Origin of the sequence: Prevotella marseillensis (assembly GCF_900625065.1) — a bacterium.
Classification (GTDB): domain Bacteria; phylum Bacteroidota; class Bacteroidia; order Bacteroidales; family Bacteroidaceae; genus Prevotella; species Prevotella rara.
In genome coordinates, this window is record NZ_UYXY01000001.1 from 2,789,645 (window position 1) to 2,815,695 (window position 26,051).

Sequence of the window (26,051 nt, forward strand, 5' to 3'; positions counted from 1 at the left end):
ACATACAACGACGACAGGAACAATGAGATGTATTGCCATTGACGACGAGCCGATAGCTCTCAACATAATCAGCGAGTTTGCCCGGAGAATGGGCAACATAAGCGTTGAAACATTCACCAACCCGCTCAAGGCGCTCGAAGAGATAAGGCGCAGCAAGCCCGACATAGTGTTCATTGACATAGAGATGAAGGGCATGAACGGACTCGAACTTGCACGTATCATTTCGTCGGACGTGATGTTCATATTCACCACGGCATACGCCCAGTTTGCCCTCGACGGCTTTGAGCTCAACGCCATCGACTTTCTTCACAAGCCGTTTTCGTTCAACAGATTCGAGGTTGCGGTGTCAAAGGCCATAAGGCAAAAGGACCTTCAGGAAAGGGCGCGCCATGCAGAGGAAGACTTCTTCATAGTGAAGTCTGAATATAAGAACATCAAGATAAGCTATGCAGACATCTCGTTCATCGAGGCGCTGAACAACTACATCAAGATTCATCTTAACCACGAGCGCCCCGTAATGACGCAGATGAGCATGAAAAACATTGAGGAGATTCTGCCTGAAAGCACCTTCATAAGGGTTCATAAGTCGTTTATAGTAAACAAGACGGCAATAATAAGCTTCACCAAAAACGACATAACGCTGGCAGGCAACAACACCATTCCTATCGGAAGGGCATACTCTGCCAACTTCGCCTGCTGCATGAACGGCACAGGCAACGCCGATAAGCAACAGCCGAATGAAAACAATTAGGTTCCGACTTGCCAAAAGCCGGAACCCAAACTAAAAACAGATTGATTTTCAGATACATGCGTCTACTTAAACGTCTGGCACACCACAACTGTCTTTACGCCTGCATCGGGATATTTTGCCTTGTAATATTCGGTAAGGTCTTCATACATCCAAGGCTGCGTTTCAACAGGTGAGGGAGAATATTCTTTTTCTTTTCCGGATGATACGGCAGACTCATTATCTACCTTTGGCTCAACCATAAACACATCATAAGAATGGTATTCGGTTTTAACATCATCCAATATATAATAGAATGTCCACTCCATCGACGACACGACCTGACCATCAGGCGGAAGGAGCTTGTACGATTCTGGAAAATCTGAACTATCTACGTCTTTCTTTGAAAGTGCTCCATAAGCCATAACTTCATTATTATTGTCTGCCAATAGCCAGTTATTCATGTCGAAACTAAATACATACGAACATCCAAAATGTATACTGCCGTTGCTTCTGATGTCATTCTCTATCACTGCCTTATCATCGGCCTCAACAATATAGCGCACGTCAACAGGTTTATAAGACCGCTCATCAATAAAGCTCACGGGCAGTCCTTCGCTCTGTTTCTCAGTCTTTGACATTACCTCCAGCAGTTTATATTCAGTCCACGACGATTCGCTCCTTCTTTCATCATAATAACTTGTCTCGCTGACACGCACCTCATACTCATATCCTTCCTCATAATCTAATCCGGAAATAAACGTAAGCGGCTCCCATGCCTGCGTGCCTTCTTTCCTCACGGCATAAGCTTCAGTGAAGAAGTCGCTGCCATTAAAAATTACATAAGCCAGCTTCTTCGATGCCACTGTCATAACATATTCTTCATGACCGGTTACCTTTACGCCACCTTCTTCATCATCTTCATTCAAGCATCCTGCAAGACAGAACGCACCAGCCAATAACATCAACACTGGTAACCATTTTATTTTTTCCATATCACAATATTTTTTAGTCCTAAATTCCGCAGCATTTTAGTTTAACTTATTTTATAAGTACCTGAGCAACAAAAAGTTGCTCAGGATTTTGCTATGTCAGATTTTTCACCTATCTTAGTGTTGCAAATCAAAATATGTATCAAACCCGACAGACATGGCAAAGGTAGCAATAAAATCTGAGAAACTCTCTCCTTTTGGAGGAATTTTTTCAATAATGGAGCAATTTGACTCCAATCTCTCATCTGTAATCGACTCAACCCTCGGTATGAGATGCAGGCTGTATGGTTATCAATACAGCGAAATCATCCGTTCGCTTATGAGCGTTTATTTCTGTGGCGGCTCATGCATAGAGGATGTCACCACTCATCTGATGTACCACCTCTCGCTTCATCCGACACTTCGCACATGCAGTGCCGACACGATTCTCAGAGCCATAAAGGAACTGACCCAGGATAACATTTCCTACACATCCGACACTGGCAAGACCTACGACTTCAACACGGCAGACAAGCTGAATACACTGCTCCTCAATTGCCTATTGTCCACAGGGCAACTGAAAGAGGGCGAGGGGTATGACGTTGACTTCGACCACCAGTTCATAGAGGCTGAGAAGTATGATGCGAAGCCTACATACAAGAAGTTCCTTGGTTATCACCCTGGCGTGGCGGTTATTGGCGACTTGATTGTCGGCATTGAGAACAGCGACGGCAACACAAATGTCCGTTTCCACCAGAAGGACACGCTGAAGAGGTTCTTTGAAAGGTTTGAACAGAACAAGCTTATTATCAACCGTTTCAGAGCTGATTGCGGCTCGTGTTCTGAAGAGATAGTGGAAGAGATTGCTAAACACTGCAAGACCTTCTATATCCGTGCCAACCGATGCAGTTCGCTCTACAATGACATCTTTGCCCTCAGAGGTTGGAAGAAAGTGGAATTGGGCGGCATTGAGTTTGAGCTGGCCTCCATTCTCATCGAGAAATGGAAAGGGAAGGCATACCGTCTTGTGATTCAAAGACAGAAGCGGATAGACGGCGAACTCGACCTGTGGGAAGGAGAATACACCTACCGCTGCATCCTTACAAATGACTACGAGTCTTCCGAGAAAGAGATTGTCGAATTCTATAACCTCCGTGGAGGGAAGGAACGCATCTTCGATGACATGAATAACGGATTCGGCTGGAACAGGCTTCCAAAATCCTTCATGGGAGAAAACACGGTGTTTCTTCTGCTTACGGCACTCATACGCAACTTCTATAAATTCATCATGGCGAGGCTTGACGTGAAGAGGTTCGGACTCAAAGCAACAAGCCGCATCAAGGCGTTTGTCTTCAAGTTCATCTCTGTGCCAGCCAAATGGGTCAGGACATCAAGGCAGTATGTGCTGAATATCTATTCATGCAACAACGCTTATGCTGATGTGTTCCAGAATGACTTTGGATGACACCGACAACTTATGGTCGTGATTTTGCGTATTGCCTCAAGTCGCATGGTGGGGTAAGGGGATTTAATGCGTCTTTGTGGCGATTTTTGCTGCGTTGCACCCTCTTTTGCCACAGTGTCGCTACCTTTTTGACCTCTGTGTCATCTTATGAGGGCGGTTGCGGATTTGAGGTTAGTTAAACAATCACACTTGTCTCATTCTGCAGCACCTATTTCAAGCCTTACCGACTGCGGTTCGCTTTCGGTTACAAAGACTTTCTTAACCGGCGTAACGGCATCGTAAGAGCCTACTCCACCCTTCATGCAGCCGATGTAAATCATGTTTGAGTCGTTGAGCGCACACGGCACCCTGAACGTCTGCTCCCTGTCTGACGTCATCGTTATGGGATAGTCCATCAGCACACGGCCGTCGCGATAATAGGAGTTGAAGGGCAGCTCGTCGCCGCCGTAGTTTATCAGATTAGACACGACAAACTTGTCATTGGCGTCTATCTTGCCGTCGCTGACAACGGTTACGTCTATCCAGCGCTTTAGCGGAACGTAAAGGTTATGGCTGTAGAACTTGCCTCTCTCGAAGTGAAGATTGTCATAATAGAAGCGCAACTTCAGATCTTTGTTGTCGGCCTTTATGTCTTTCGGCATGATGTATTTTTCTTCTGAGAGCGAAGAAAGGTCGAAAATGAGGTAGAAGTTTCTCGACGCCGACGCATCGTTGCCGTTGTCCTGCAGCTCGTCGTCACGCAACTCAAAATACAGCCGGTAGTTGCCGTCCTTGTCGGTAATGCCTTCTGCCTTGTGGCGTGTCGTCTGCTGACCAAGCCACACCGACTCATTATAATCCACACTCACCTTAACTCCGGCAAGCGGCGTCCCGTCGGCAGTGCGTGCCACGCCGCTTATCATAGTGCTGCTCGCGGTAGGTCCTGAGATAAAGTCGTTCTCCTCATCACACGACACGAGGCAAAGCACACATGCCATCAGCCAAAAGAAATTAATAAAGCTGCAAGTTTTCATATCCGTAACATTTAAGATTTTGTCTACATATTAAACGTTTTTATTTACAAAACCTTGCATCAGCGAATAAAAAAACTTGCAGCTTTGACTATACTTTCACATTATGCCGCACACTGAACGGCGTCGGCGGCACGCAGGCCCACTACTGTCCAGACACACGGGCAAAGGCCTTCAGCATGTCGCATCGCGTGGTATAACCGTCGACATACTGCGGATGCTGCCTTGCAAAGCTATACAGCGCTGTCATTGCCTTATACTGACTTGAGGCAGGACGCGGGATGTAAACAGGATTATAGTCGCGGTCGTACTTGACGTCAAACCACGGATCTTTGTCGACAAAGGCCAGCGCATAGAGCGCCTTGTAGCGCATGTTGAGGTCGGAAGACACAACACACTTGTTGAGATACTCAACGGTCTTGCGCGCAAAGTCGAATTCGCCGTTGCGGGTGCTGTCGTAAATGCTGTGGGCATAATGCGTAAGGAACCAGCAGTCGCCGTAGCACGAAGCCTGATAATGCATCACGGCAAGCTCATAGGCACGCATATCCTTCTGCTCTCCCTCGCGTGCAAGGTCGTAATTGGCCTGCAGCTGCAGCATGTCCTTGCAATATCTTAGCTTCATATTCTCTTTAGGCTCACCCTTTCCGGGGCCGTCGGTGTCGGGCATGTTAGGCAACTGGCGGTTGAACCAGCGCGGAAGGCTGTATTTTCGGTTGGCCATATACCAGCTGATGTTCTGCTGCGACAGGAAGCCGAGCGACACTTTCTCGAGATAAGGCAGGGCGTCGGCAAAGCGGCCTTCGGCCATATACCTTGTGCCGATGAGGTCGTTGTAATAGTTTTTGTTGGGATATACTTGCGAAACGACATACTGCTCAAACGGGTCTGACTGCTCCATGCTGATATACTTGAGGTAACCGGCCAGGACGTCGGCACTGATTGTGTCCATGACAGCAAAATATTCGTTCCACGGCGAATAGTCAGAGTTCCACGCATAATCGCCCTCAATCACATAACCAGGCTGCGAGTGGCGTCCCTTCGTATAGAAATCCTGCTCATTCTCTTCCATCATTCCGAGCAGAGCCAGAGCCATGTTCACGCGGCCAGTGGCCATGCATTTGGGCACAAGTGCATTGTAGACCACGCGCTCCTTTACGTCGGTGTAATGGTTCGGATATATGTCCGACGTGCCGCGCTCATCCCTGATAAGCTCGTCGAGCCGCTGCATCTCCTTCAGCAGATATGCCGAATAAGACGGACTGAACATGTTGCAGCCCGTTGAAGCCAGCAGGCGTATGCAGCGTGCGTTGTCCTTCATGCGGGGCGTGCCGTCCATAGCCATGGCCTCGTCGAGCTCGGCAACGGCCTCTTCCGACATTCCGAAGAGATAATATATCATGCCTATGGCCGACTTCCACAGGCAGGGATACTCGTTCTTGCCGCTTCTCACCACGTTTTTGGCAAAGTCTACGAAGCGCATTGCGTCTGCCTTATACACCACGCGGGCGTCGATGGTCTTAATCCAGTCTTCGTCCGTGCCGGTGCCTGTGGCCTGGTCGAGCGTCTCCTGCACGTTGTTTACAAAGTCCTGAACGAGATATATCAGCGTGGGCGAGTTTGGGTCGTCGAGATATATCTTCTGTATTCCTGCCAGGTTGCGGTAGTTGCGCATGCTCCACTTGATGCTCTGCATGTCGCCCTGCTCGGCGTATATGTTGCATGCCTCGATGCGCTTGCCCGTGTTGAGCAGCGCGCGGGCATATATATTGCGTGCAACCTCGCGCCATACTCCCTTCGGCAGGTTCTGTGCCGTTGAGTTCCAGAAGGATATGTTGGCCTGGTCGTAGCCCAGCATCATGTTTGCGCGCATCACCATCAGCGCGTTGAGCTCACGCAGTCCGGTCTTCATGGCCATCGTGGCGCTGTTGCGTATCGAGTTCAAGGTAGACTTTCGCTTTGTCAGCTGCTCCTTGGTCGGATAGTCCCACGAGTCATAGCTAACCTCGTCGCACACCTGCAGATAGCTGTCGAGCAGCTTCATGTAGCGCTGCATCAGCACATCGCCGCGGCTGCGTGCCGCCGCATCAATCTTGTCGCGGTTCCACCTGTAATAGTCCGTACTTGTATCAGACATGTCGCCGGCATATCTTTTCCAGTAGGCATTGATGTCTTCGCGGAACGGCGAGTCCATACTCTCGCGCCTGAACACGCTGAACATGTAATTGTTGTGCGTGGGAGCCTCGCTTATGCAGGCCCATGCGTCGGCACACAACGCGAGGGCAAAGAGGCTAACGAAGATAAATTTTTTCATAATCTTCCGGTTTAAATCGGGTTATATTCTGGTTACTCATGTCGAAAAGCAGTATCTCGCCGTTGGCGTCGGCGCGCTTGCGGCTCACGGCATCCTTGGCTCTCATTATGTCGTCAAGCTCAACGCGGCGCTCTACTATGCTGTCGCCGGCCAGCACGGGCAGGTCGTCGTCGGCATGCATTATGCCAACGTAGCGGCTGCTGCGGAACAGTATGCGCCAGCTGAACAGCGGATAGGCCGACGCGAGCGGCAGATTGTATGAGGAAAGACTCGACATATAGGGCGCAGCATCGTCCATGTCGAGTATGGGCTTGCTACACTCAAGGTCGGTAAAGTCGCCCGTGTTATACATCATCAGCACGCCGCGGTCAACGGGCGGAGCCGGCTGCGAGAGCTGGTGAAGGCGTATTGTGGCCGACAGCCGTATGCCGTCCTTGCCGGCCATGTCGCGCAGCTGCTTCAGAAATCTGTAATAGGCCGTGCGCGTGCGCATTGTCCAGTCGCAGTCTATCTGTATCTCCTTCACGCCGGCCACGTCGTTGGTCTCGTTCATCTGGCGCACGCGCCTGTATATCTTCTCTGCCAGACCGCTTATGTCGCGGCGCATGCAGCTGTTCACGATATATACCACGGGCACCACCTCGATGCCTTTAGGCACAGCCGTAACAAAGCGCAGCGTGGCGTTGGGCACGGGGCGGCCGCTCTCGTCCTCAACGACATCGAAGTATCTGATGTACATGCGACTGACGTTATGCTCGCGCATAAACTGCTCCTTAACGCTGTCCATGCGCAGAGTGGTGCTCCAGTAGTAGACCGAGCGCACCGCATCGCCGCCACGCCTGCCGCCGCACGACAGCAGGGCCACGGCCACAAGGGCCATTGCCATTATTTTGATTATTGTTCCTTTCATTGCGGCAAATATACAGAAAAATAAATAATACGTATATATTAAGCGCAAATTTATATAAAAAAGGCCGGAAATTATTATCCTGCCGGCACCGGGCGCACCGCCTTACGGCATATTTCGGCAGCAAGGAGAACGGCGGGCAGCCCAAGGGCTGAGCAGCACTGAAAAGACGCACGGAATGCATGCGGAAATCAGGGCAAGACTGACGGCCGTGCAAAAGGCCACGTTTCGCATTGCAAAAGGTGCCCTTTTACAGCCTAAAAGACGGCCTTTTGCAAGCTAAAAGGGCATCTTTTGGAAGAGTATTGCTAAACCATTGATTATCAAGATATTACAAAACAAGCAAAAGTCGGCACGAACATGGCGCCCGACAGCATAAAAAAGCGAGGGCCGGAGCAACATCTGCCCCGACCCTTCACAGAAAAAAAGGAATGTAAAAAATGTTAGTGGAAAAATTTATCTACTTTCTCGGCAGCGTCGCGTCCGCTTGCCATTGCCCTTACAACGAGCGACGGACCGCTGACGACGTCACCCGCAACAAACACATTTGGAGCAAGCTCGGGCAGCTCGGGCTTCAGGAATCCCATCGCCAGCAGCACCATGTCGGCCTTAATAACCTCCGGACTGCCCACGGCCTCCATTATCGGGCGGCCGCCTTCGGGATTGGGTTTCCATGTTATTTCCTGCACCTCAACGCCCGTCAGTTTGCCGTCCTTACCGATAAACTTCAGCGAATTGATGTTCCATCGCCTTGTGCAGCCTTCCTCGTGCGAGGTGGTTGTCTTCAGCGTGCGCGGCCAGTTGGGCCATGGGTTGGCAGGGTCGTCGGGACCTTCCGCGGGCTTCGGCATAATCTCTATCTGCGTTACGCTCTTGCATCCCTGGCGGTGGGCCGTGCCTATGCAGTCGCTTCCCGTGTCGCCGCCGCCTATCACGAGCACGTCTTTGCCCTTGGCGCTTACCAGTTGGTCTTTAGTATATTCGCATCCGGCGAGCACACGGTTCTGCTGTGCAAGCATGTCGAGCGCAAAATACACGCCTTTAAGCTCTCGGCCCGGTATGGCAAGGTCGCGTGCCGTGGGCGTTCCCGTGGCTATCACGTAGGCGTCGAAGCCTTCGGGCAGCTTGCTAACGTCGATGTTCTGATTATATTTAAAGGTTATTCCCTCCTGCATCAGCACGTCTATGCGGCGGTCTATCACGGCCTTGTTGAGCTTAAAGTTAGGTATGCCGTAGCGCAGCAGTCCGCCGGCGTCCTCGTTCTTGTCGAACACCGTGACGGTGTAGCCCTTCAGGTTAAGGCGGTTGGCAGCCACGAGTCCGGCAGGTCCGGCTCCTATCACGGCCACCTTCTTGCCGTTGCGCTCAGGATGATGTATGCGAACGTAGTTCTCCTCGAAGGCGTGCTCGGTTATGGCAGCCTCATTCTCGCGGTTGGTTGTAGGCTCATGCTCCACAAGATTGAGCACGCAGGCCTTCTCGCAGAGAGCCGGACAGATGCGCCCCGTGAACTCAGGAAAGTCGTTGGTAGAGTTGAGCAGCCTGTAAGCCAGCTCCCAGTCGCCTTTATACAGAGCGTCGTTCCACTCCGGCGGTTTGTTGCCCAACGGACAAGCCCAGTGGCAGAAGGGCACTCCGCAGTCCATGCATCGCGATGCCTGCATGCGGCGGTCGTTAGAGTTGAGCGTCTGCTCCACCTCGCCAAAGTCATGTATACGGTCGTGCACCGGCCTGTGTCCCGCTTCCTTGCGGTGTATAGTCAAAAATGCTTTTGGATTTCCCATGTCTGTTATGTTATAAATTCTTTTGAAATTATTTTGTAGGAGGCAATAAGTTAAGGAGAAATATCCTTGGGCGCAGCAAAAAAGACAAATGCATTATTCTTTAGTAGTTAAAGGAGTTAGAGTAGTTAAAGGAGTTAAAGTCAATAGCCTTGCTGCTTCTTATCACCACTCTGCATTTGGATTTTTCACTCTGGTTCTTCACTCTTCACTTAATCAACATTTGGATTTTTCACTTTTCATTTTTAATTTTTCATTGCGCCCTGCGCCTGTTCTTCACTTAGAATTAATAGTCCCTCTGCATGTCGGCAATCTTCTGCTGGAGTTTTCTTACCTGCTCTTCCTGCAGCACGCGCTTGTATTCTATTGGCACTACCTGCACGAAGTCTTCAACATAGTGGTTCCAGTCGTCGAGCATTGTGCGTGCCAGCTTTGAACCTGTGTAGAGATAATGCTGGCGTATCAGTTCGTGCAGTTCCTTGCGGTAGTTGCTTTCGTCAACAAGGTTGATTTCCACCATGTCCATATTGCAGAAGTAGTCGAAGTTGTGGTGCTTGTCCCAAACGTATGCCACTCCACCGCTCATACCGGCAGCAAAGTTGCGTCCGGTTTCGCCCAACACTACCACGCGACCGCCCGTCATATACTCACAGCAGTGGTCGCCGGCGCCTTCGATAACGGCTATTGCACCCGAGTTTCTCACTGCGAAGCGCTCTCCTACCTTTCCGTTTATATATAATTCGCCGCTCGTTGCACCATATAAGCCCGTATTGCCGGCAATGATGTTGTCCTCAGCATCAAAGTTACTGCGCACAGGCGGCAGTATGGCTATGCGCCCGCCGCTGAGTCCCTTGGCAAAATAGTCGTTAGTTTCGCCCTCGAGCTTGAAACTTACACCGCTTACGAGGAATGCTCCGAAACTTTGTCCGGCACTGCCCTTAAACTTTATGTTGATTGTTGAGTCGGGTAGTCCGTCGTATCCGTACTTCCCGGCAATCATACCGCTGAGCATCGTTCCAACGGCGCGGTCGGTGTTCTTTATGGCGTAATCGAGGTTAACCTCTTCTTTTTCCTCTATGGCTTTCTGCGCCGAATGTATTATCTGACGGTCGAGTATGTTGCCGAGGTCGTGAATCTGGGCCGTAGTGTGATACAGCGAGCAGTTGCCGCTCTCACGGTTGAGCAGACGTGTGAAGTCGAGCATAGACGGCTTACTGCCCTTCTCGGTTTCTTTCCTGACAATCAGTTCGGTGTGTCCGACGATGTCGTCGAGCCTTGTGTATCCCATTTCGGCCAGATACTCGCGCACCTCACGGGCAAGGAAGGTGAAATAGTTTACAAGATATTCATATTTTCCGATGAAGTTCTTGCGCAGTTCGGGGTTCTGTGTGGTTACGCCGAGCGGACATGTGTTGAGGTTGCACTTGCGCATCATGACGCATCCGAGCACGATGAGTGCCAGCGTTCCGAAGCCGAACTCCTCGGCACCGAGCAGCGCCATGAGCACAACGTCGCGTCCGGTCTTAAGCTGTCCGTCCACCTGCAGGCGCACCTGACCGCGCAGTCCGTTCTTTACGAGCGTCTGCTGCGTCTCGCTTATGCCTATCTCGGGCGATATCCCGGCAAAGCGCATGCTCGATGCAGGCGATGCTCCCGTGCCTCCCTCGGCACCGGAGATGACTATCAGATCGGCCTTTGCCTTGGCTACGCCGGCTGCAATGGTGCCCACGCCGCTCTCGGCAACGAGCTTCACGCTTATGGCTGCTTTGGGATTGACGTTCTTGAGGTCGAATATCAGCTGGGCAAGGTCCTCAATAGAATAGATGTCGTGGTGAGGCGGAGGCGAGATAAGCGATATGCCGGGTATAGAGTGGCGTGTCTTGGCTATAATCTCGTTCACCTTAAATCCGGGCAACTGTCCGCCTTCTCCGGGCTTTGCGCCTTGTGCCACCTTGATCTGAAGTTCTTCTGCATTGACAAGATATTCGGTTGTTACACCGAAACGGCCTGAAGCTATCTGCTTGGTCTTGCTCGACAGCGAAATCCCGTCGTATTTTGAGTGGAAGCGCTCGTTGTCCTCGCCGCCCTCGCCCGTATTAGAACGTGCGCCGAGCTTGTTCATAGCAAGAGCGATGGCCTCGTGTGCCTCGCGGCTCAACGCACCGAAGCTCATGGCGCCTACGACAAAATGCTTGACTATGCTCTCTACAGGCTCCACCTTGTCTATGTCTATCGGATTGCGTTTGAAGTCGAGGAAATCGCGTATGAATATAGGCGCATCTTTCTCATCTACAAGACGCGTAAACTCTTTATATTTCTTATAGCTGCCCATGCGCGTGGCAAGCTGAAGGGTTGATATGGTCTCAGGGTTCCACGCATGCTTTATTCCGTCCTTGCGATAGTGGAAAAGTCCCTGGTTAGGCAGGAAGTCGGTGCATACCGTCTTTGCGAATCCGGCGTCGTGCATGGCTATGGCGTCGCGCGCGATAGTCTCAAGTCCGATGCCTCCTATGGTTGATGTCTCCGTGCCGAAATATGTCTTCAGCAGACTCTCCGACAGTCCGATGCTCTCAAATATCTTTGCTCCGCGGTATGAACGGATGGTTGATATGCCCATCTTAGCCATTATCTTTAGCAGTGCTTTCTTCACGGCCTTGATATAGTTGGCCTCGGCTGTCTCATAGTTTTCCTGCACCTTGCCGCGCTTAACGAGATCGTCGAGTATGGCAAATGTCATGTACGGGCACAGGGCCGAAGCTCCGTAGCCGAGCAGCAGGGCTGCGTGCATGGTCTCGCGTATCTCTCCGCTCTCAACGATAAGGGCGGTCTGGACGCGCTTGCCCACCGATATCAGATAGTGGTGAACGGCACTAACGGCCAGCAGCGACGGTATGGCGGCGTGAGTCTCGTCGATGTCGCGGTCGGTAAGTATGATGTAGTTGTAGCCGTCGTCAACACTGCGCTCTGCCTGCTTGCACAGGTTGTCGAGGGCCTCGCGCAGTCCGTCTTCTCCCTTTGCGCACTCGAAGAGTATCGGCAGCTTCACGGTGTTGAAGCCTTTGTAGCGTATGTTGCACAGAATGTCGAGCTGGGTGTTGTTAAGTATCGGGTGAGGCAGGCGCACCATCTTGCAGTTTGTCTCGTCAGGAATAAGCACCCCGGTGCCCACACGGCCGATATACTCCGTCAGCGACATTACGAGATTCTCGCGTATCGAGTCGATGGCGGGGTTGGTAACCTGTGCAAACTGCTGTCGGAAGTAGTCGAAGAACACCTGCGGACGGTCGCTCAGCACCGCAAGAGGCGTGTCGTTGCCCATTGACGCGGTGGGCTCCTGACCGTTGACACACATTGGTATTATGGTGTTTTCGATGTCCTCCTCGCCAAAACCGAACATAAGTTCGCGGCGCACAAGATTGTCAACGGCGTTGCTCACCTTACGTCCGCTCTTCAGCTTTTCGAGCTGTATGCGGTTGGTCGACAGCCACTGGCGGTACGGATGTTCCGCTGCCAGACGCTCCTTTATTTCTCCGTCATAATATATTTTGCCTTCCTGCGTGTCAATGAGCAGTATCTTGCCCGGCTGCAGGCGGCCTTTCTCGGCTATCTCAGACGGTTCGAAGTCCATGACGCCCACCTCTGACGCCACAACCATCATGTCGTTGCGGGTTATGGTGTAGCGTGCCGGACGCAGACCGTTGCGGTCGAGCATTCCGCCGGCATAGCGGCCGTCGCTGAAGAGCAGCGCCGCCGGACCGTCCCACGGCTCCATCAGTATTGAGTGATACTCGTAGAAGGCTTTAAGGTCTTCTGATATAGGGTTCTTGTCGTTGAAGCTCTCGGGCACCATAAGCGCCATGGCATGTGGCAACGACAGACCGTTCATGACGAAAAACTCGAACACATTGTCGAGACTTGCCGAGTCGCTCATGCCCGGCTGTATTATCGGTGATATGTCTTTTATGCTTCCCAGCGCCTCAGAACTAAGCACACTCTCGCGCGCCTGCATCCATCCGCGGTTTCCGCGTATGGTGTTTATCTCGCCGTTGTGACACAACAGGCGGAACGGCTGCGCCAGGCTCCATGTAGGAAATGTGTTAGTAGAAAAGCGAGAATGGACAAGAGCCAGTCCGCTGGTAAAGTAGTTGTTTGTCAGGTCGGGAAAATACTGACGCAGCTGGAGGCTCGACAGCATACCCTTATATATAATGTTCTTGCTCGACAGCGAGCAGATGTAGAAGTCTTTGTTCTTAACACGACGCTCAATGCGCTTGCGGATAAGATACAGCGTGCGCTCGAAATAAGGCACACGGTTGTCCGTAACGCCGGTAACAAACAGCTGCTTTATGTCAGGCTCGCTAGCCAGTGCCGTCTCGCCGAGGCAGTCGGGATTTGTCGGAACGTTGCGCAGGTGCATAAGCGACAGCCCCTCGCGCTCTATCTCCTCAATCATTATGCTCAGTATGTCCTGCTGCTGAGCCTCATCCTTAGGCAGGAAGACGAGTCCCGTTCCGTATTTTCCCTTTTCCGGAACCGGTATTCCCTGCAAGAGAATAAACTCATGAGGTATCTGCAACATTATTCCGGCTCCGTCGCCTGTCTTGTTGTCGGCACCCTCGGCACCGCGGTGTCGCATGTTCTCGAGCACCTTCAGGGCGTTGTCAACAAGTTCATGGCTCTTGTTTCCATGTATGTTGACAACCATGCCCACGCCGCATGCGTCATGCTCGTATTCCGCATTATACAATCCTTTTCCCATAATTAATTGCCTTTAAGTTAATCTAAAAAACTAAATACTTAGCAAAGTGTTTGCAAAAATACAAAAATACTTTCTTTCTGAGAACATTTATTCAAAATAAATTCGACATTTTTTCATCAATAAATTCACAACACTTACAATTAGGCGAAATAACACCTGCAAATCAAGCATCTGTTAAGCAAAATTCAGAATATTCATTACAAGTTGGAATAAAACCTCAAAAAGTACATTTATGCAAAATGCTTTCAATAAAGAAAGCACGGCAACCTGATGATAAATGAAAAATAAAATTGATGCTGCTATAAGCAATTTGTAATAAAAATAAGGAAACAAAATTGGTTCATTTTGGTTCAAATCATTCTTTGCATCAATTTTTTTATAAAAAAATTAATATTTTTGCAGACACTAAACGTCAATAAGACAAACTAAATGGATACAAAATATACCGAAATAGAGTGCCTTAAACTTGAAATTGAAAAGAGGATGGGTAAGCCGTTGAAATCGCCGACCGACTTCAATCAACTTTCGCTGAGACTACAAAAGGAACTGAAAGAAGAGATTAGCATCTCTACAATAAAGCGAATATGGGGATACGTAGAGGCAAAGCACAACACACGATACACCACCTTATCAATACTCAGCCGCTTTATAGGATACATCGACTGGTATGACTTCTGTTTGTCGCTAAGACGTAGAAACATCATGGAACGCGACGCCATGCCGGAAAAACAGATCCGCACAGCAAGCCTTAAGACGGGCGACAAAATAGAACTGGGATGGGCTCCCGACTGCACTTGCGAGATAGAATACATAGGCGACAGCTGCTTCCGCGTGGAGGAATCGTCAAACAACAAACTCTGCAAAGGCGACACTTTCAAGACACTTATATTCAATCTGAACAAACCGCTGTACGTGTCGGAACTAGAACACGGCGACAGCAAGCAGTGTACTTACATAACAGGAAAGGACAACGGACTGACAACTCTGCAACTTACAATCGGACAGTCAGACGCCAAGGCAAAATAACAACCTGTAAGTCAAAACCGCGCAAAAGCAGCGACTGCATAACACGGACATACAAACGATTAATACGTTCTGAACCGTTATGAACCAAACTGCATGCGCATTATCTTTATATTTATTTATATTTTTGCAGAACAAGAGACGAATAAATGTCAAATACAGAACAAAAAACAACACATGAACGTAAAAAAGATATAGAGGTTAATAAATTTAGGAAATGTTTTTTAATAGTTTAGTAAGACTTGTTTTAACCGATGTTCTTTAGACCGTGAGGCCTGAGGAACATCTTTTTTTTATGAACCTACGCAACGGCCAGACAACAACGGCGCACATAATAACCAGGATTTTGCCTATCGTCTTGTAACATTATTATATAATAATAGGTGCAGCTGCAGCGCACAAAGGCAAGCCTGAGTAAACATAAAGCTGGAAAAAGCCCGCTTGAAGTTAACCTAATTGGTTCTTCCGCAATTTAGTTGAAGCCTAGTTCACTAAACACCATCTTATAACATTTATAACATAACACAAAGAGACTATTTCAACTAAATTGCGGAAGAATCACCAAATTCAGGAAAGAGTTACTGTCTTACCCTGAAAAAAGTTGACTCATAAATAAAATAATTATGAGGAAAAATAAATCACAAAAGGGTCAATATCTTCAAAAAGTGATAGATCTTCGCTCTTCAGGTGTAAGTTTTTTGGGAATATCAAAAATAATTCCCGTATCAGAGGCTACAGTTCGCCGCTGGTGTGCTAAATTTGCACCTGAATTGTATTATGTCGATTTTATGACAAAGAAAAAGACACTAAGAGAGAAGCATGTTCGTGACTCAGTCAGCCTCCCGTCAGACATAGAGGCCCTTCAGGCCGAGATACTCCGTCTTAAGTCCGAACTGACCAAGGCCGAGATAAAGGCCGAGGCTTATGACGAGATGATAAATGTGGCCGAATCCGAGTTAGGCATCAGCATAAGAAAAAAATCTGGCGCCAAACAGTAACATTCCTGCACACGAAGAACCCTGTCCGATACAGGGTGAGACATCTTTGTGCGCTGTTTGGCGTAAGCAAGCAGGCCTATTACAAGTATGATGAGTCAAAGTCAATGATGAGGGCCGCCCGTGATGCCTTTGTGATTGAGTATGTCCGCAAGGTGCGCCGTATAGACCCCGGAATAGGCGCATTGAAGCTCTGGCACATGTACCGGCGTGATTTCAGCGGCAACAGTCCCGTCGGCCGTGACCGTTTTATAGAAATAATGTCATGTAACGGCATGATTCTCCGTAAAAGGTTGCGCCGTCCACGTACCACTGACTCAAGGCACGGTCTTCCGACATATCCCAATCTTATAAAGGAAATGTTGCCCCTCAGACCTAACCAGCTATGGGTCAGTGACATAACGTACATAATTATTTGGACAGACGACATACACTACCGTTTCTGCTACCTTTCAATTGTACTTGATGCATATACAGAAGAGATTGTAGGATACTGTGTCGGTCCGACGCTTGAGACGGCTTATCCCATTGAAGCACTGTGCATGGCTTTGGGAAGGCTGAAGGGCATGGACGGCATCAGCCTTATACATCATTCAGACCGCGGCGTACAATACGCAAGTTCCGAATATGTCAGGCTGCTTAATAAAAATGGTATAAGTATCAGTATGACGGAGACCGGGGATCCGAAGGACAATGCACAGGCAGAGCGTATTAATGGTACCATAAAGAACGAACTCCTTAAGGGTATGAGGTTCACCGACATCGGCCAGGTCAGGGAAGCCGTGGCAACGGCCGTGGACTTCTACAACAACGAAAGGCCGCACATGAGCATCAACATGATGACACCGGCACAGGCTGCTTCATGTCAGGGTGAGATATCTAAGCGTTGGAGCAGTTTTAGGACAAAGGCCATAAAAAACAGACAGGAATGCTCCGATATTGGAGAAGATGGACTATCTTTGCCTTCTGTTCATGGTGTCCTTTCCGGGCTACGCCCTCCAAGGACACCATGAACAGGGATTCTGTCCCGGTAAAAGTCAACTTTAATCAGTAATTAAAAGTAGAGTCAACCAATAACAGTTATAAGTTTAACCAGAGTCAACTTTAATCAGGGAATGGCTTGTTAGAAGTCAACCAATTTTAGGAAAGGACATACGACAAAACAACGCAAAAAGATTTTCGGAAGAAACTCGTCACTCGTCACACAGGCGCATAACATTCTGACAGACAAGCCGTTACGGTGTGACGAGTTGAAACTGCAACTCGTCACACCAACGGCAGAGGAACCCGAAGGTGACGAGTGCGGCAGGCAACTCATCACGTCATAACACGCTGATAACCAACGCAATAGACAGGAATGTGACGAGTGATGAGTTTTTGCCGAAACATTTTCGGCATTCTTCACCTGATTATCCGTGTGCATTTCGACCTGAAACAAACTACAGACGACAATGGCTGTACAGATGACCGGAAAACATAATACGGACGAGAGCGGCTATGCTTATACGGAATCAAGACAGCATATACGGCGCAACGGGCAATTTTACGTCAAGCGGTTAATTTATAAAAGCTGCCCTTTCGCACGATAAAAGGACACGTTTCGGCATGCAAAAGCTGGCATATTGAAACATAAAAGGACACATACCGCAATGCGGCATATATAGCTCACTGCAAATAAAAACTGATAAACGGGGACTAAAAAGGCACGGAACAAAACGCATCAGCAGACGTAAGGGCATAAAAAAAGGACTCCGCTGAGTCCCTGTCTTTTGTTAACCTTAAATCTAATACTATGAAAAACACAGTGCAAAGATATGAAAGTTTTAACCAAATTGATATCTAAATATGATAAAATATTTACAAATAGGCAGTTTTATTGACATAAATCAACAAAACTGCCTATTAAAATCAATTATTTCTTATAGTTTTTCAAACCAGTGTTGAGGAAGTCGGTGTAATGGCCGATATTCTCGTCATAGCTGTAAGAACCTGCAACAGGCATACCCTTGTTGTCGAGAATAACATAGAACGGCTGTGCATTTGCACCGAACTTGCTGCGCTGCAGATAGCTCCACTTGTCACCCACGGTGCGGAGTTTGCGCTTACGTCCGTTCTCAACCACCTCGATAGGCTTGTCAAGCGGCTGCTTGTCGTCTACATAAAGTGAGATGAGGATAAAGTCGTTGTTGAGCTTGTCGGCTACCTGAGGATCGGTCCATACGGCTGCCTCCATCTTACGGCAGTTGACACATCCGAATCCTGTGAAGTCAACAACAACAGGCTTGCCCTCAGCTGCAGCTGCTGCCATACCCTGCTCGTAGTCCTTATACTTAGGCTCAACTTCGTTGTGATAGAGGTTGAAGTCCTGAGTGTTGATAGGAGGAGCAAATGCGCTGACTGCCTTACAGGGAGCACCCCAGAGACCCGGGATAAGATATACTGTGAACGCAAGCGAAATCATACCGAGCACGATGCACGGAACAGGCATTGCGTCTGTGTTGCCCTGGTCGCTCGGGAACTTGAGCTTGCCGATAAGGTAGAGGCCGAGCATGCCGAAGATGATGATCCAGAGAGCGAGGAACACTTCGCGGTCGAGCAGTCCCCAACCGTAAGCGAGGTCGGCTACAGAGAAGAACTTGAGGGCGAAAGCCAGCTCAATGAATCCGAGCACGATCTTGATGGTGTTCATCCAGCTGCCTGACTTAGGAGCCTGCTTGAGCCATGTGGGGAACAGGGCGAAGAGTGTGAACGGCAGAGCCAGTGCGATGGCGAAGCCGAGCATACCGATGGCAGGACCTGCGATGCTGCCAGATGTGCTGACCTCAACGAGCAGGAAGCCGATGATAGGACCTGTACATGAGAACGAAACGAGTGTAAGCGTGAACGCCATGAGGAAGATGCTCAGCATACCGCTCGTTGACGATGCCTTGTTGTCAACCTTGTTTGTCCATGATGAAGGCAGAGTGAGCTCGAACCAGCCGAAGAACGACAGGGCAAACACTACCAGCAACAGGCAGAAGAATATGTTGAACACGGCGTTGGTGGCCAGCGCGTTGAGCGAGCTTGCACCGAAGATGGCCGTGATGGCAAGTCCAAGGGCAAGGTAGATAACGATGATAGAGATACCATAGGTTATGGCGTCGCGTATACCCTTCTTCTTATCCTTTGTACGCTTCAGGAAGAAGCTTACGGTCATAGGTATGATAGGCCATACGCAAGGAGTGAACAGAGCCACGAAACCTCCGACAAGTCCCATCAGGAAGATATATATCCAAGAGCGGCTTGAACCTGTGTCGCCGCCGTTGAAGTTCTGCAGTTCGTCGATAACAGGCTTCCAGAGGTCGCCCTGTGCGTTTACAGCGGCTGTGTCAGTCTGCAGCGAGTCGGCTCCTGCCATTGCTGCTGCGGCTGTTGTGTCTGTAGCCTCAGCCTCGGTAGTTTCCTCTGCTTCAGGAGCGTCGGCAGGTCCTTCGCCGTTGAATGCGAACTCAACCTGTGTGGGCGGGATACAGTTTTCGTCGTTGCATGCGCCATACTCAAGATATCCGCTTACTTTGTATGTCTTGCCGACAATCTTGAATTTCTGCACGAAAGTAACGCTGTTTTCGAAGTAGCGCAGGTTCATGCCGAACATTTTGTCAAACTGGCTTATCTCCTTTCCTCTGTGTGAGAGTTTGCCGGCAGCCTTAACACCTTCGGCCTTCTCTGTGTGCAGAGTGGCAGAAATAGGACCGTCAGCAGGCAGTCCGGTTGAATACACGTGCCATCCTTTGTCTATCCGCCCTGTAAAAATAACTTCAAGCTCTGTGGGCGACACTTTTTTCTGGCTCACCTTAAAGTGAACCGGGTCTTGCATCTGTGCTGCAACGGCCAGTGTGAACATGGCGAGCAGCGCTGTCAGGAATGTTGTTTTTAAAAGTTTCATTATTTTTTCTGGGTTTTATGTGTCATTATATCAAGCACGAAGCGGTCTGTCTCGTCCATGCCTCTCTTGCCTATTTCTGTAAGGTTGCGTATGCTCTGGTCTACGTCGTCGTCGATGATGCCCTCTACCGAGGTTACATGCTTGTTCTGTATGGCGAGCATGGCGCTCATCACTGCCGTGCTCACGCCTGTAGTAAGCTTTAGCGCGCAGCTTGGCTTAGCGCCGTCGCATATCATGCCCGTGAGGTTGGCTATCATGTTCTTCACGGCATACGACAGCTGCTCATAGCTGCCTCCCATAAGGTAAGTTATACCGCAGCTGCTGCCCGTGCTGGCAACCACGCATCCGCAGAGGGCTGAAAGTGAGCCCAGATGCTGCTTGATGTATATGGCAGTAAGGTTGCTTATGATGAGGGCGCGTATTGTTTCTTCTTCAGTGTTATGGTTTTCGGCTGCAAACACTACCACCGGCATGGTGGTGCAGATGCCCTGGTTGCCGCTGCCGCTGTTGCTCATCACGGGCACCATGGCGCCGGCCATACGTGCGTCGCAGGCGCAGCTTGTGGCCGAAAGTATCTTTGAGAATATGCTGTCGCCCATTATGCCCTTGCCCAGCGGGCTGCACATGGTCTTGCCCAGCGTGTGGCCGTAGTTCTCGCGCAGGCCTGCTGCTGCGGCAGTCTCGTCCATGCGCTTGGCGTCGAGGATAAACTTCAGCTCCTCGATGTCGGTCTCGGTGGCAAACTCGTAGACCTTGCGCAGAGTGAGCTCCACTTCAACCTGCTTTGCCTCTTCTTCTCTCGGGGCCATATTGTCGAGCATCACGTCGGCATCCTTGCGCAGATAAACGAAGTTGGTGTGCATGTGCATTATTCTTGCCTCGGCCTCATGACCGCCGGCGCTGCACTTCACGGCTATATAAAGCTTGTCGGGCGCATCCTCCTTCAGGCTTATGTGTATTCTGTCTTCGGCGATATACGCCTTGCCGCGCTCAACGGCCTCCTTGTTGCTGTCCTGCAGCACTTCGAGCTCAAGCTCCGGACGGCCTACTATGGCACCAAGAGCCACGGCTATGGGCAGGCCGATCATGCCAGTTCCCGGTATGCCCACTCCCATTGCGTTTTTCAAGATGTTGGCACTAAGCTCTATGTCTATGCTCTCAGGAAGAGTCCCGAGCAGCTCTCTGGCCTTTGCCACACAAAGAGCTACGGCTATAGGCTCTGTACAGCCTATTGCCGGCAAAACCTGACTGTGAATCAGGGCTATAATAGATTTTCTTTCTTCTGTTGACAACATTGCTAAGATTTTTAGGTTATACTTACAAGCTGCGAAGTTACAAATTTAAGTGGAAAAAATTTATTTTTAACAAGGAAAATTACGCAAATGTTACAAAAAAGTTGGGCTGCAACACGTCTGCGCCACTAAAACTGCTTACATTTTGTAAACTTTAAGCATAAAAATACATTTTCAGACGGAATGCTCACGCCAACTGTAAGCCGGCAACACCCGGCACAGACACCGGCAAGGCGTTTTGCAAAAGGCCACGTTTCGGACTCTGAAACATTGTCTTTCATCATGCAAAAGACCATGTTTTGCAAGGCGAAAGGGCACGTTTTGCAACACGCTGGCTAACGCGCTGACAATCAGAAGGATAACAATATGCAAGCTGTCCGCCCGTACCACAGCATCTGACGGCCTTTGCAGCACGACAAGATACAGACCGGCATGATAAAAACATGACAGAAGCGGCGCGCCCGGAGCCACGCCCGAAACACGCCGACGAGACGGCACAGAGAACAAAATTTAGCACGGCTGGAGGCAAGAACTAACTATTTTTAGCACTAAAAAGTTGTTGATTTGAAAAATAAAGCCTACCTTTGCCAACAAGAATAAAATGAATTAACATAAGGAAAGGCAAGATCAAGGATTCCGACATTGAGAAACATGCCGGAATCTTTCGTTTTGTCTGTCCCAAAAATAATAATAATCTTTAAAACCAATAAATTATGGCTTACATGTCACAAGAAGGCTACGACAAGTTAGTGGCCGAACTAAAACATTTGGAAAGTGTCGAACGTCCCAAGGCGTCAGCGGCAATTGCAGAGGCCAGAGACAAAGGCGACCTGAGCGAAAATTCAGAATATGATGCAGCTAAGGAGGCACAGGCACATCTTGAAGACAAGATCAACAGGATTAAGCTTGCTATCTCTGAAGCCAAAATTGTTGACACATCGCGCCTGAGCACAGACTGCGTGCAGATTCTGTCAAAAGTGGAAATGACCAACCTGGCAAACAACGCCAAGATGAGCTACACCATCGTGAGCGAGAGCGAGGCAAACCTGCGCGAAGGCAAAATCTCGATAAAGACACCTATTGCACAGGGACTGCTCAACAAGAAGGTAGGCGACGAGGTTGAAATAAAGATACCACGCGGAACCATAAAGCTGCGCATAGAAAAGATTACCGTAGAATAAAGCTCATGAGATACAGCTGTCATGAGGCTTTAAGGCAGGCAAGCCGAAGACTCCTGACACTGAAGCCTCATCACACACGACATCCATAAGCCCTAAGGACCTTACATACAATAATATAAAAACATAACATCATGGATATTTTCTCAAAAATAGCTGCAGGCGAAATACCCAGCTACAAATGCGCCGAAAACGACAAGTTCTACGCATTTCTCGACATCAACCCGCTTGCAAAGGGACATACGCTGGTGATACCGCGCCGCGAGGTTGACTACTTCTTCGACCTCAACGACGACGAGATAGCCGAAATGATGGTGTTTGCAAAGAAAGTGGCCGTGGCTATAAAGAAGGCCTTCCCGTGCCGCAAGGTGGGCATGGCCGTACTCGGACTCGAAGTGGCACACGCACACATACACCTCGTGCCCATGCAGACAGAGAAAGACATGCTCTTCTCTAACCCCAAGCTGAAACTTACAGAGCAGGAGTTTAAAGAAGCAGCAGACAAGATATATGCCGCTTTCTGCGAGTAATACGGCAGAAGCATGAAGCCACGAAGGCGGCACAAGAAAAAAAAGAGTGAGGAGCGTCAGGCACAAACAAAGCCGGGCGCTCCTCACTCTTTTTATACATAATAGGCGGCAGGACTAAATAAACTCGTCGCCATACTTTACCTGCACCTCATTGATATACTTGCGTATAAGCGCCGACGAATCCTCCTTCTTGCATATAAGCAGCACGTTGCCCTTCTCGGCCACGATATATCCGTCGAGCCCGTTTATTATGCCCATGTGGTCGTCAGGCAGCTTAATGATGTTGTTGCGGCTGTCGTCGGCTATCACGCGCGAGCCGATAACCACGTTGTCGCCCTCGCCCTTGCTCATGCTCTCATATATAGAGTGCCACATGCCAAGGTCGGCCCAGCCGAAGTCGCATATCATCACATACACATTCTCGTTGTGCTCAAGTATGCCGTAGTCTATCGACAGGTTGGGATACGACGGAAAGTTCTCCCTGACAAACTCAAGCTCGCGCTCCATGCTGTATTCAGCCCCCGAGGCTTCAAGCTTTCTCAGCACAGGAGGGAATATGCGCTTAAGACACTCGCAGAGATAATTAACGTTAGAAAGAAACAGCCCTGTGTTCCAGTAGAACTCGCCGCTCTCCATGAACATTCGCGCAAAGTCGCGGTCGGGCTTCTCCGTAAACGACTTAACCTTAAACACATCGTCGCGCTCAGAAGGCTCGCCCGTCTGTATGTAGCCATAGCCGGGCTCAGGTCTCGTAGGCCTTACGCCCATTGTCAGCAGGCAGTCGTGGCTGCCGACAAAGTCGAGACCGTTGATAACGTCAGTCTTGAACACATCCTCCTTGAACACAGCCTGGTCCGACGGCACCACCACGAGACGCGCGTCGCGGTCGGCCCTATGCAGGATGCGGTATGTAGCCCAGGCCACGCTCGGAGCCGTATTCCTGAAGATAGGCTCACTGAGGATATGCTCCTCGGGCAGCTCGGGCAGCTGCTCCCTCACCAAGTCGTGATAGATGTGGTTTGTACTGATATAAATATTTTCAGAAGGAATAAATCCGGCCATGCGGTCGTAAGTCTGCTGAAGAAGCGTGCGTCCTGTCGAAAAGAAATCCAAGAACTGCTTAGGACGGTCTTCGCGGCTGCAAGGCCACAGGCGGCGTCCTTTGCCGCCGGCCAAAATAAGACAATAATTGTTTTTATTCACACTCATTGTATTTACAGATTGTTTTACGAATACGAAGATAAGCATTATTGTCTGTATAACCAATTATTTTAAGTTTTTTCAATTAAAAATTTGTCAATTCAGAATTTATATTTATCTTTGCAGCCGAAAAGAAGCCCAGATGGCGGAATCGGTAGACGCGCTGGTCTCAAACACCAGTGGGGCAACCCGTGCCGGTTCGACCCCGGCTCTGGGTACAAGAAAGAAAGCTAAGTATTTGATAATCCAATACTTAGTTTTTTCTTTTGCTTGAATTTTCCCCACATTTTCCCCACACGTGCAAAAAATATAGCAGTAAGTCATTATTTCTTTTGGTTGAACGTAGTAAATAAGTTACCTTTGAAAAGAAATAAAGCCTATTAAATAAAAGTAATGGAACAAGGTGTTTGGCAAGAAATAGAACTGTTGTACCAGAAGTTTCAAAAACTTGGTATCAGTGAAGCGGTGGACTATGACAAGTACTACCTTTATTCTCTCATTACCCATTCCACAGCCATAGAAGGCTCAACGTTGACCGAACTTGATACGCAGCTTCTCTTTGACGAGGGAGTAACAGCGAAAGGGAAACCGCTTGTGCATCATCTGATGAATGAAGATTTGAAGCAAGCGTATGAACTTGCCAAAACTGAATCAGGCAGTCTTGTACCTATAACTCCTGCTTTTCTGAAAAGGTTGAATGCAATGTTGATGCGTACTACTGGCAGCGTTCACAGTGTGTTGGGCGGCTCTTTTGATTCTTCTAAAGGAGAGTTCCGTCTATGTGGTGTTACGGCTGGTGTTGGTGGACATTCTTATATGAACTATTTGAAAGTTCCTGCTAAGGTGGATGAACTTTGTGCGATTCTTCAAGAGAAGCAAAAAAAAATGGGAACACTTCGAGAACAATACGAATTGAGCTTTAATGCCCACCTTAATTTAGTAACTATTCATCCGTGGGTGGATGGCAACGGAAGAACGGCTCGATTACTGATGAACTACATCCAATTTTGCTATCACCTTTTTCCGACCAAAATATTTAAAGAAGATAGAGAAGAATATATTCTTTCCCTGCGCCAATGTCAGAATGAAGAAACTAATCAGCCGTTTTTGGACTTTATGGCAAGGCAGTTGAAGAAATCACTTTCTATAGAAATTGAACGATTCAATGTATCACGAAAGAAAGGGTTTAGTTTTATGTTCTGATACTATATAAAACAAGGATTGCTATTTATGAGTTTATGGTAAACTTGCATGTGGGAAAGTTTGAACATCCATAGAAAGTGCCGTACTTGCCTTTCCTCAAAATGAGATGTCCTCCGCATTGAGGACAAACACCTTGATTTATTAGGCGTGAACTTCTGTATTGCCGAGCCTTTGCGTTATGCTTATGCTGTTTTAGTTTCTCTTTATCAGCGATTATGCGATTCTGGTTAATTGTCTGTATTATCCAATTTATGGTCTCCTGATTAAGAACAGCAGTTCTGTATTGTAATATAGCACGTTTTAGATTATATCTGTTTACAACTATGTTATTGTCAGCATGCACTTTTAATTCCGCACTGTTATTGAAAACGACAATTGGAATAAAAAGTATATCCGTTGAACATTTGAGCAAATGATGCAAAAATCTTACATGTCCAGCGTTTTGTTTTATCGGATTGTAAAATTGATGTTTACTTTTATAGATGGTTTGCGTCCAGTATTCACCGTTCTCTCTGCCCAAAATCCAACCTTTATATCCCTTTGTTTCAATTACAAAGACACCATAAGGTGAAACTACAATATGGTCAATTTGTGTTGAATATCCGTTACTTTCGAATAGTAAATCATTAAAAACAACATACTCTTCTGGTAACTCTTGAATCTTGTTATTCACAAGTTTTTCAGAATACTTGCCTTTCCACATTGGCATCTTCAATTTAATAAAGATTACCACTGCAAAAAAGATAACGGTGATGGCAATATGCATATTAC

Annotated in this window: 18 protein-coding genes and 1 tRNA gene; 9 read left to right on the forward strand and 10 right to left on the reverse strand. The window is 48.7% G+C overall.

What is annotated here, in order from left to right:
• Nucleotides 1-22: 22 nt before the first annotated feature.
• Nucleotides 23-751: a LytR/AlgR family response regulator transcription factor gene (locus tag EJL04_RS11265; RefSeq protein ID WP_125104988.1), complete on the forward strand. Its 729-nt coding sequence runs from the start codon at nucleotides 23-25 to the stop codon at nucleotides 749-751.
• Nucleotides 752-813: 62 nt separating this feature from the next.
• Here EJL04_RS11265 and EJL04_RS11270 read toward each other — a convergent pair whose 3' ends face one another.
• Nucleotides 814-1,722: a DUF4377 domain-containing protein gene (locus EJL04_RS11270; RefSeq protein ID WP_125104989.1), complete on the reverse strand. Its 909-nt coding sequence runs from the start codon at nucleotides 1,720-1,722 to the stop codon at nucleotides 814-816.
• A 154-nt stretch (nucleotides 1,723-1,876) separates the two neighbouring features.
• On the opposite strand from EJL04_RS11270, the gene EJL04_RS11275 reads away from it, so the two are divergent.
• Complete coding sequence (locus EJL04_RS11275) at nucleotides 1,877-3,163, forward strand: IS1380-like element ISBf11 family transposase (RefSeq protein ID WP_125103926.1); 1,287 nt, start codon at nucleotides 1,877-1,879, stop codon at nucleotides 3,161-3,163.
• A gap of 194 nt (nucleotides 3,164-3,357) precedes the next feature.
• Here EJL04_RS11275 and EJL04_RS11280 read toward each other — a convergent pair whose 3' ends face one another.
• From EJL04_RS11280 to gltB, 5 genes are all read right to left on the reverse strand, one after another.
• Nucleotides 3,358-4,176, reverse strand: coding sequence for a carboxypeptidase-like regulatory domain-containing protein (locus EJL04_RS11280; RefSeq protein WP_125104990.1), 819 nt, complete (start codon nucleotides 4,174-4,176; stop codon nucleotides 3,358-3,360).
• A 142-nt stretch (nucleotides 4,177-4,318) separates the two neighbouring features.
• Nucleotides 4,319-6,487, reverse strand: a complete 2,169-nt coding sequence (locus EJL04_RS11285) for a hypothetical protein (RefSeq protein WP_125104991.1) — start codon at nucleotides 6,485-6,487, stop codon at nucleotides 4,319-4,321.
• Nucleotides 6,465-7,397, reverse strand: a complete 933-nt coding sequence (locus tag EJL04_RS11290; protein WP_241209987.1) for a hypothetical protein — start codon at nucleotides 7,395-7,397, stop codon at nucleotides 6,465-6,467. Before EJL04_RS11290 ends, EJL04_RS11285 begins: the two co-directional genes overlap by 23 nt.
• Before the next feature lie 440 nt (nucleotides 7,398-7,837).
• Nucleotides 7,838-9,178 carry a glutamate synthase subunit beta gene (locus EJL04_RS11295; protein WP_125104992.1) on the reverse strand — a complete coding sequence of 447 codons (1,341 nt, stop codon included), beginning with the start codon at nucleotides 9,176-9,178 and terminating at the stop codon, nucleotides 7,838-7,840.
• Between the two features lie 283 nt (nucleotides 9,179-9,461).
• Entirely contained in the window at nucleotides 9,462-13,934 is a 4,473-nt protein-coding gene (gltB, locus tag EJL04_RS11300) for a glutamate synthase large subunit (RefSeq protein ID WP_125104993.1), read from the reverse strand.
• Between the two features lie 429 nt (nucleotides 13,935-14,363).
• On the opposite strand from gltB, the gene EJL04_RS11305 reads away from it, so the two are divergent.
• From EJL04_RS11305 to EJL04_RS11315, 3 genes are all read left to right on the forward strand, one after another.
• A complete protein-coding gene (locus EJL04_RS11305; RefSeq protein WP_021854045.1) occupies nucleotides 14,364-14,960 on the forward strand; it encodes a hypothetical protein in 597 nt (198 codons plus the stop codon).
• Between the two features lie 620 nt (nucleotides 14,961-15,580).
• Nucleotides 15,581-15,955 carry a transposase gene (locus EJL04_RS11310; RefSeq protein ID WP_125103787.1) on the forward strand — a complete coding sequence of 125 codons (375 nt, stop codon included), beginning with the start codon at nucleotides 15,581-15,583 and terminating at the stop codon, nucleotides 15,953-15,955.
• A 35-nt stretch (nucleotides 15,956-15,990) separates the two neighbouring features.
• The gene (locus EJL04_RS11315; RefSeq protein ID WP_241209919.1) at nucleotides 15,991-16,965 is read left to right on the forward strand and encodes an IS3 family transposase; all 975 of its coding nucleotides are present in this window, start codon (nucleotides 15,991-15,993) and stop codon (nucleotides 16,963-16,965) included.
• Between the two features lie 899 nt (nucleotides 16,966-17,864).
• On the opposite strand, the gene EJL04_RS11320 is transcribed toward EJL04_RS11315, so the two are convergent.
• Nucleotides 17,865-19,877, reverse strand: coding sequence for a protein-disulfide reductase DsbD family protein (locus EJL04_RS11320; protein WP_021854046.1), 2,013 nt, complete (start codon nucleotides 19,875-19,877; stop codon nucleotides 17,865-17,867).
• Complete coding sequence (locus EJL04_RS11325) at nucleotides 19,877-21,172, reverse strand: L-cysteine desulfidase family protein (protein WP_021854047.1); 1,296 nt, start codon at nucleotides 21,170-21,172, stop codon at nucleotides 19,877-19,879. The genes EJL04_RS11320 and EJL04_RS11325 overlap by 1 nt, the downstream gene beginning before the upstream one ends.
• Before the next feature lie 710 nt (nucleotides 21,173-21,882).
• Between EJL04_RS11325 and greA the strand changes: the two genes are divergently transcribed.
• Both greA and EJL04_RS11335 read left to right on the forward strand, forming a co-directional pair.
• A complete protein-coding gene (gene greA, locus EJL04_RS11330; RefSeq protein ID WP_021854048.1) occupies nucleotides 21,883-22,350 on the forward strand; it encodes a transcription elongation factor GreA in 468 nt (155 codons plus the stop codon).
• A gap of 128 nt (nucleotides 22,351-22,478) precedes the next feature.
• Nucleotides 22,479-22,877: an HIT family protein gene (locus EJL04_RS11335; protein WP_125104994.1), complete on the forward strand. Its 399-nt coding sequence runs from the start codon at nucleotides 22,479-22,481 to the stop codon at nucleotides 22,875-22,877.
• A 114-nt stretch (nucleotides 22,878-22,991) separates the two neighbouring features.
• Here the strand turns inward: EJL04_RS11335 and EJL04_RS11340 are convergent, their stop codons facing one another.
• Complete coding sequence (locus EJL04_RS11340) at nucleotides 22,992-24,086, reverse strand: mannose-1-phosphate guanylyltransferase (protein WP_053398255.1); 1,095 nt, start codon at nucleotides 24,084-24,086, stop codon at nucleotides 22,992-22,994.
• A 127-nt stretch (nucleotides 24,087-24,213) separates the two neighbouring features.
• Here EJL04_RS11340 and EJL04_RS11345 point away from each other — a divergent pair.
• Together EJL04_RS11345 and EJL04_RS11350 are read left to right on the forward strand one after the other, a co-directional pair.
• Nucleotides 24,214-24,295, forward strand: a tRNA-Leu gene (locus EJL04_RS11345).
• Nucleotides 24,296-24,470: 175 nt separating this feature from the next.
• Nucleotides 24,471-25,280 (forward strand): Fic family protein, encoded by an 810-nt coding sequence (locus tag EJL04_RS11350; RefSeq protein WP_004291350.1) that lies wholly within the window; start codon nucleotides 24,471-24,473, stop codon nucleotides 25,278-25,280.
• Nucleotides 25,281-25,305: 25 nt separating this feature from the next.
• Here EJL04_RS11350 and EJL04_RS11355 read toward each other — a convergent pair whose 3' ends face one another.
• Nucleotides 25,306-26,046: an NERD domain-containing protein gene (locus tag EJL04_RS11355; RefSeq protein WP_004291349.1), complete on the reverse strand. Its 741-nt coding sequence runs from the start codon at nucleotides 26,044-26,046 to the stop codon at nucleotides 25,306-25,308.
• Nucleotides 26,047-26,051 lie beyond the last annotated feature (5 nt).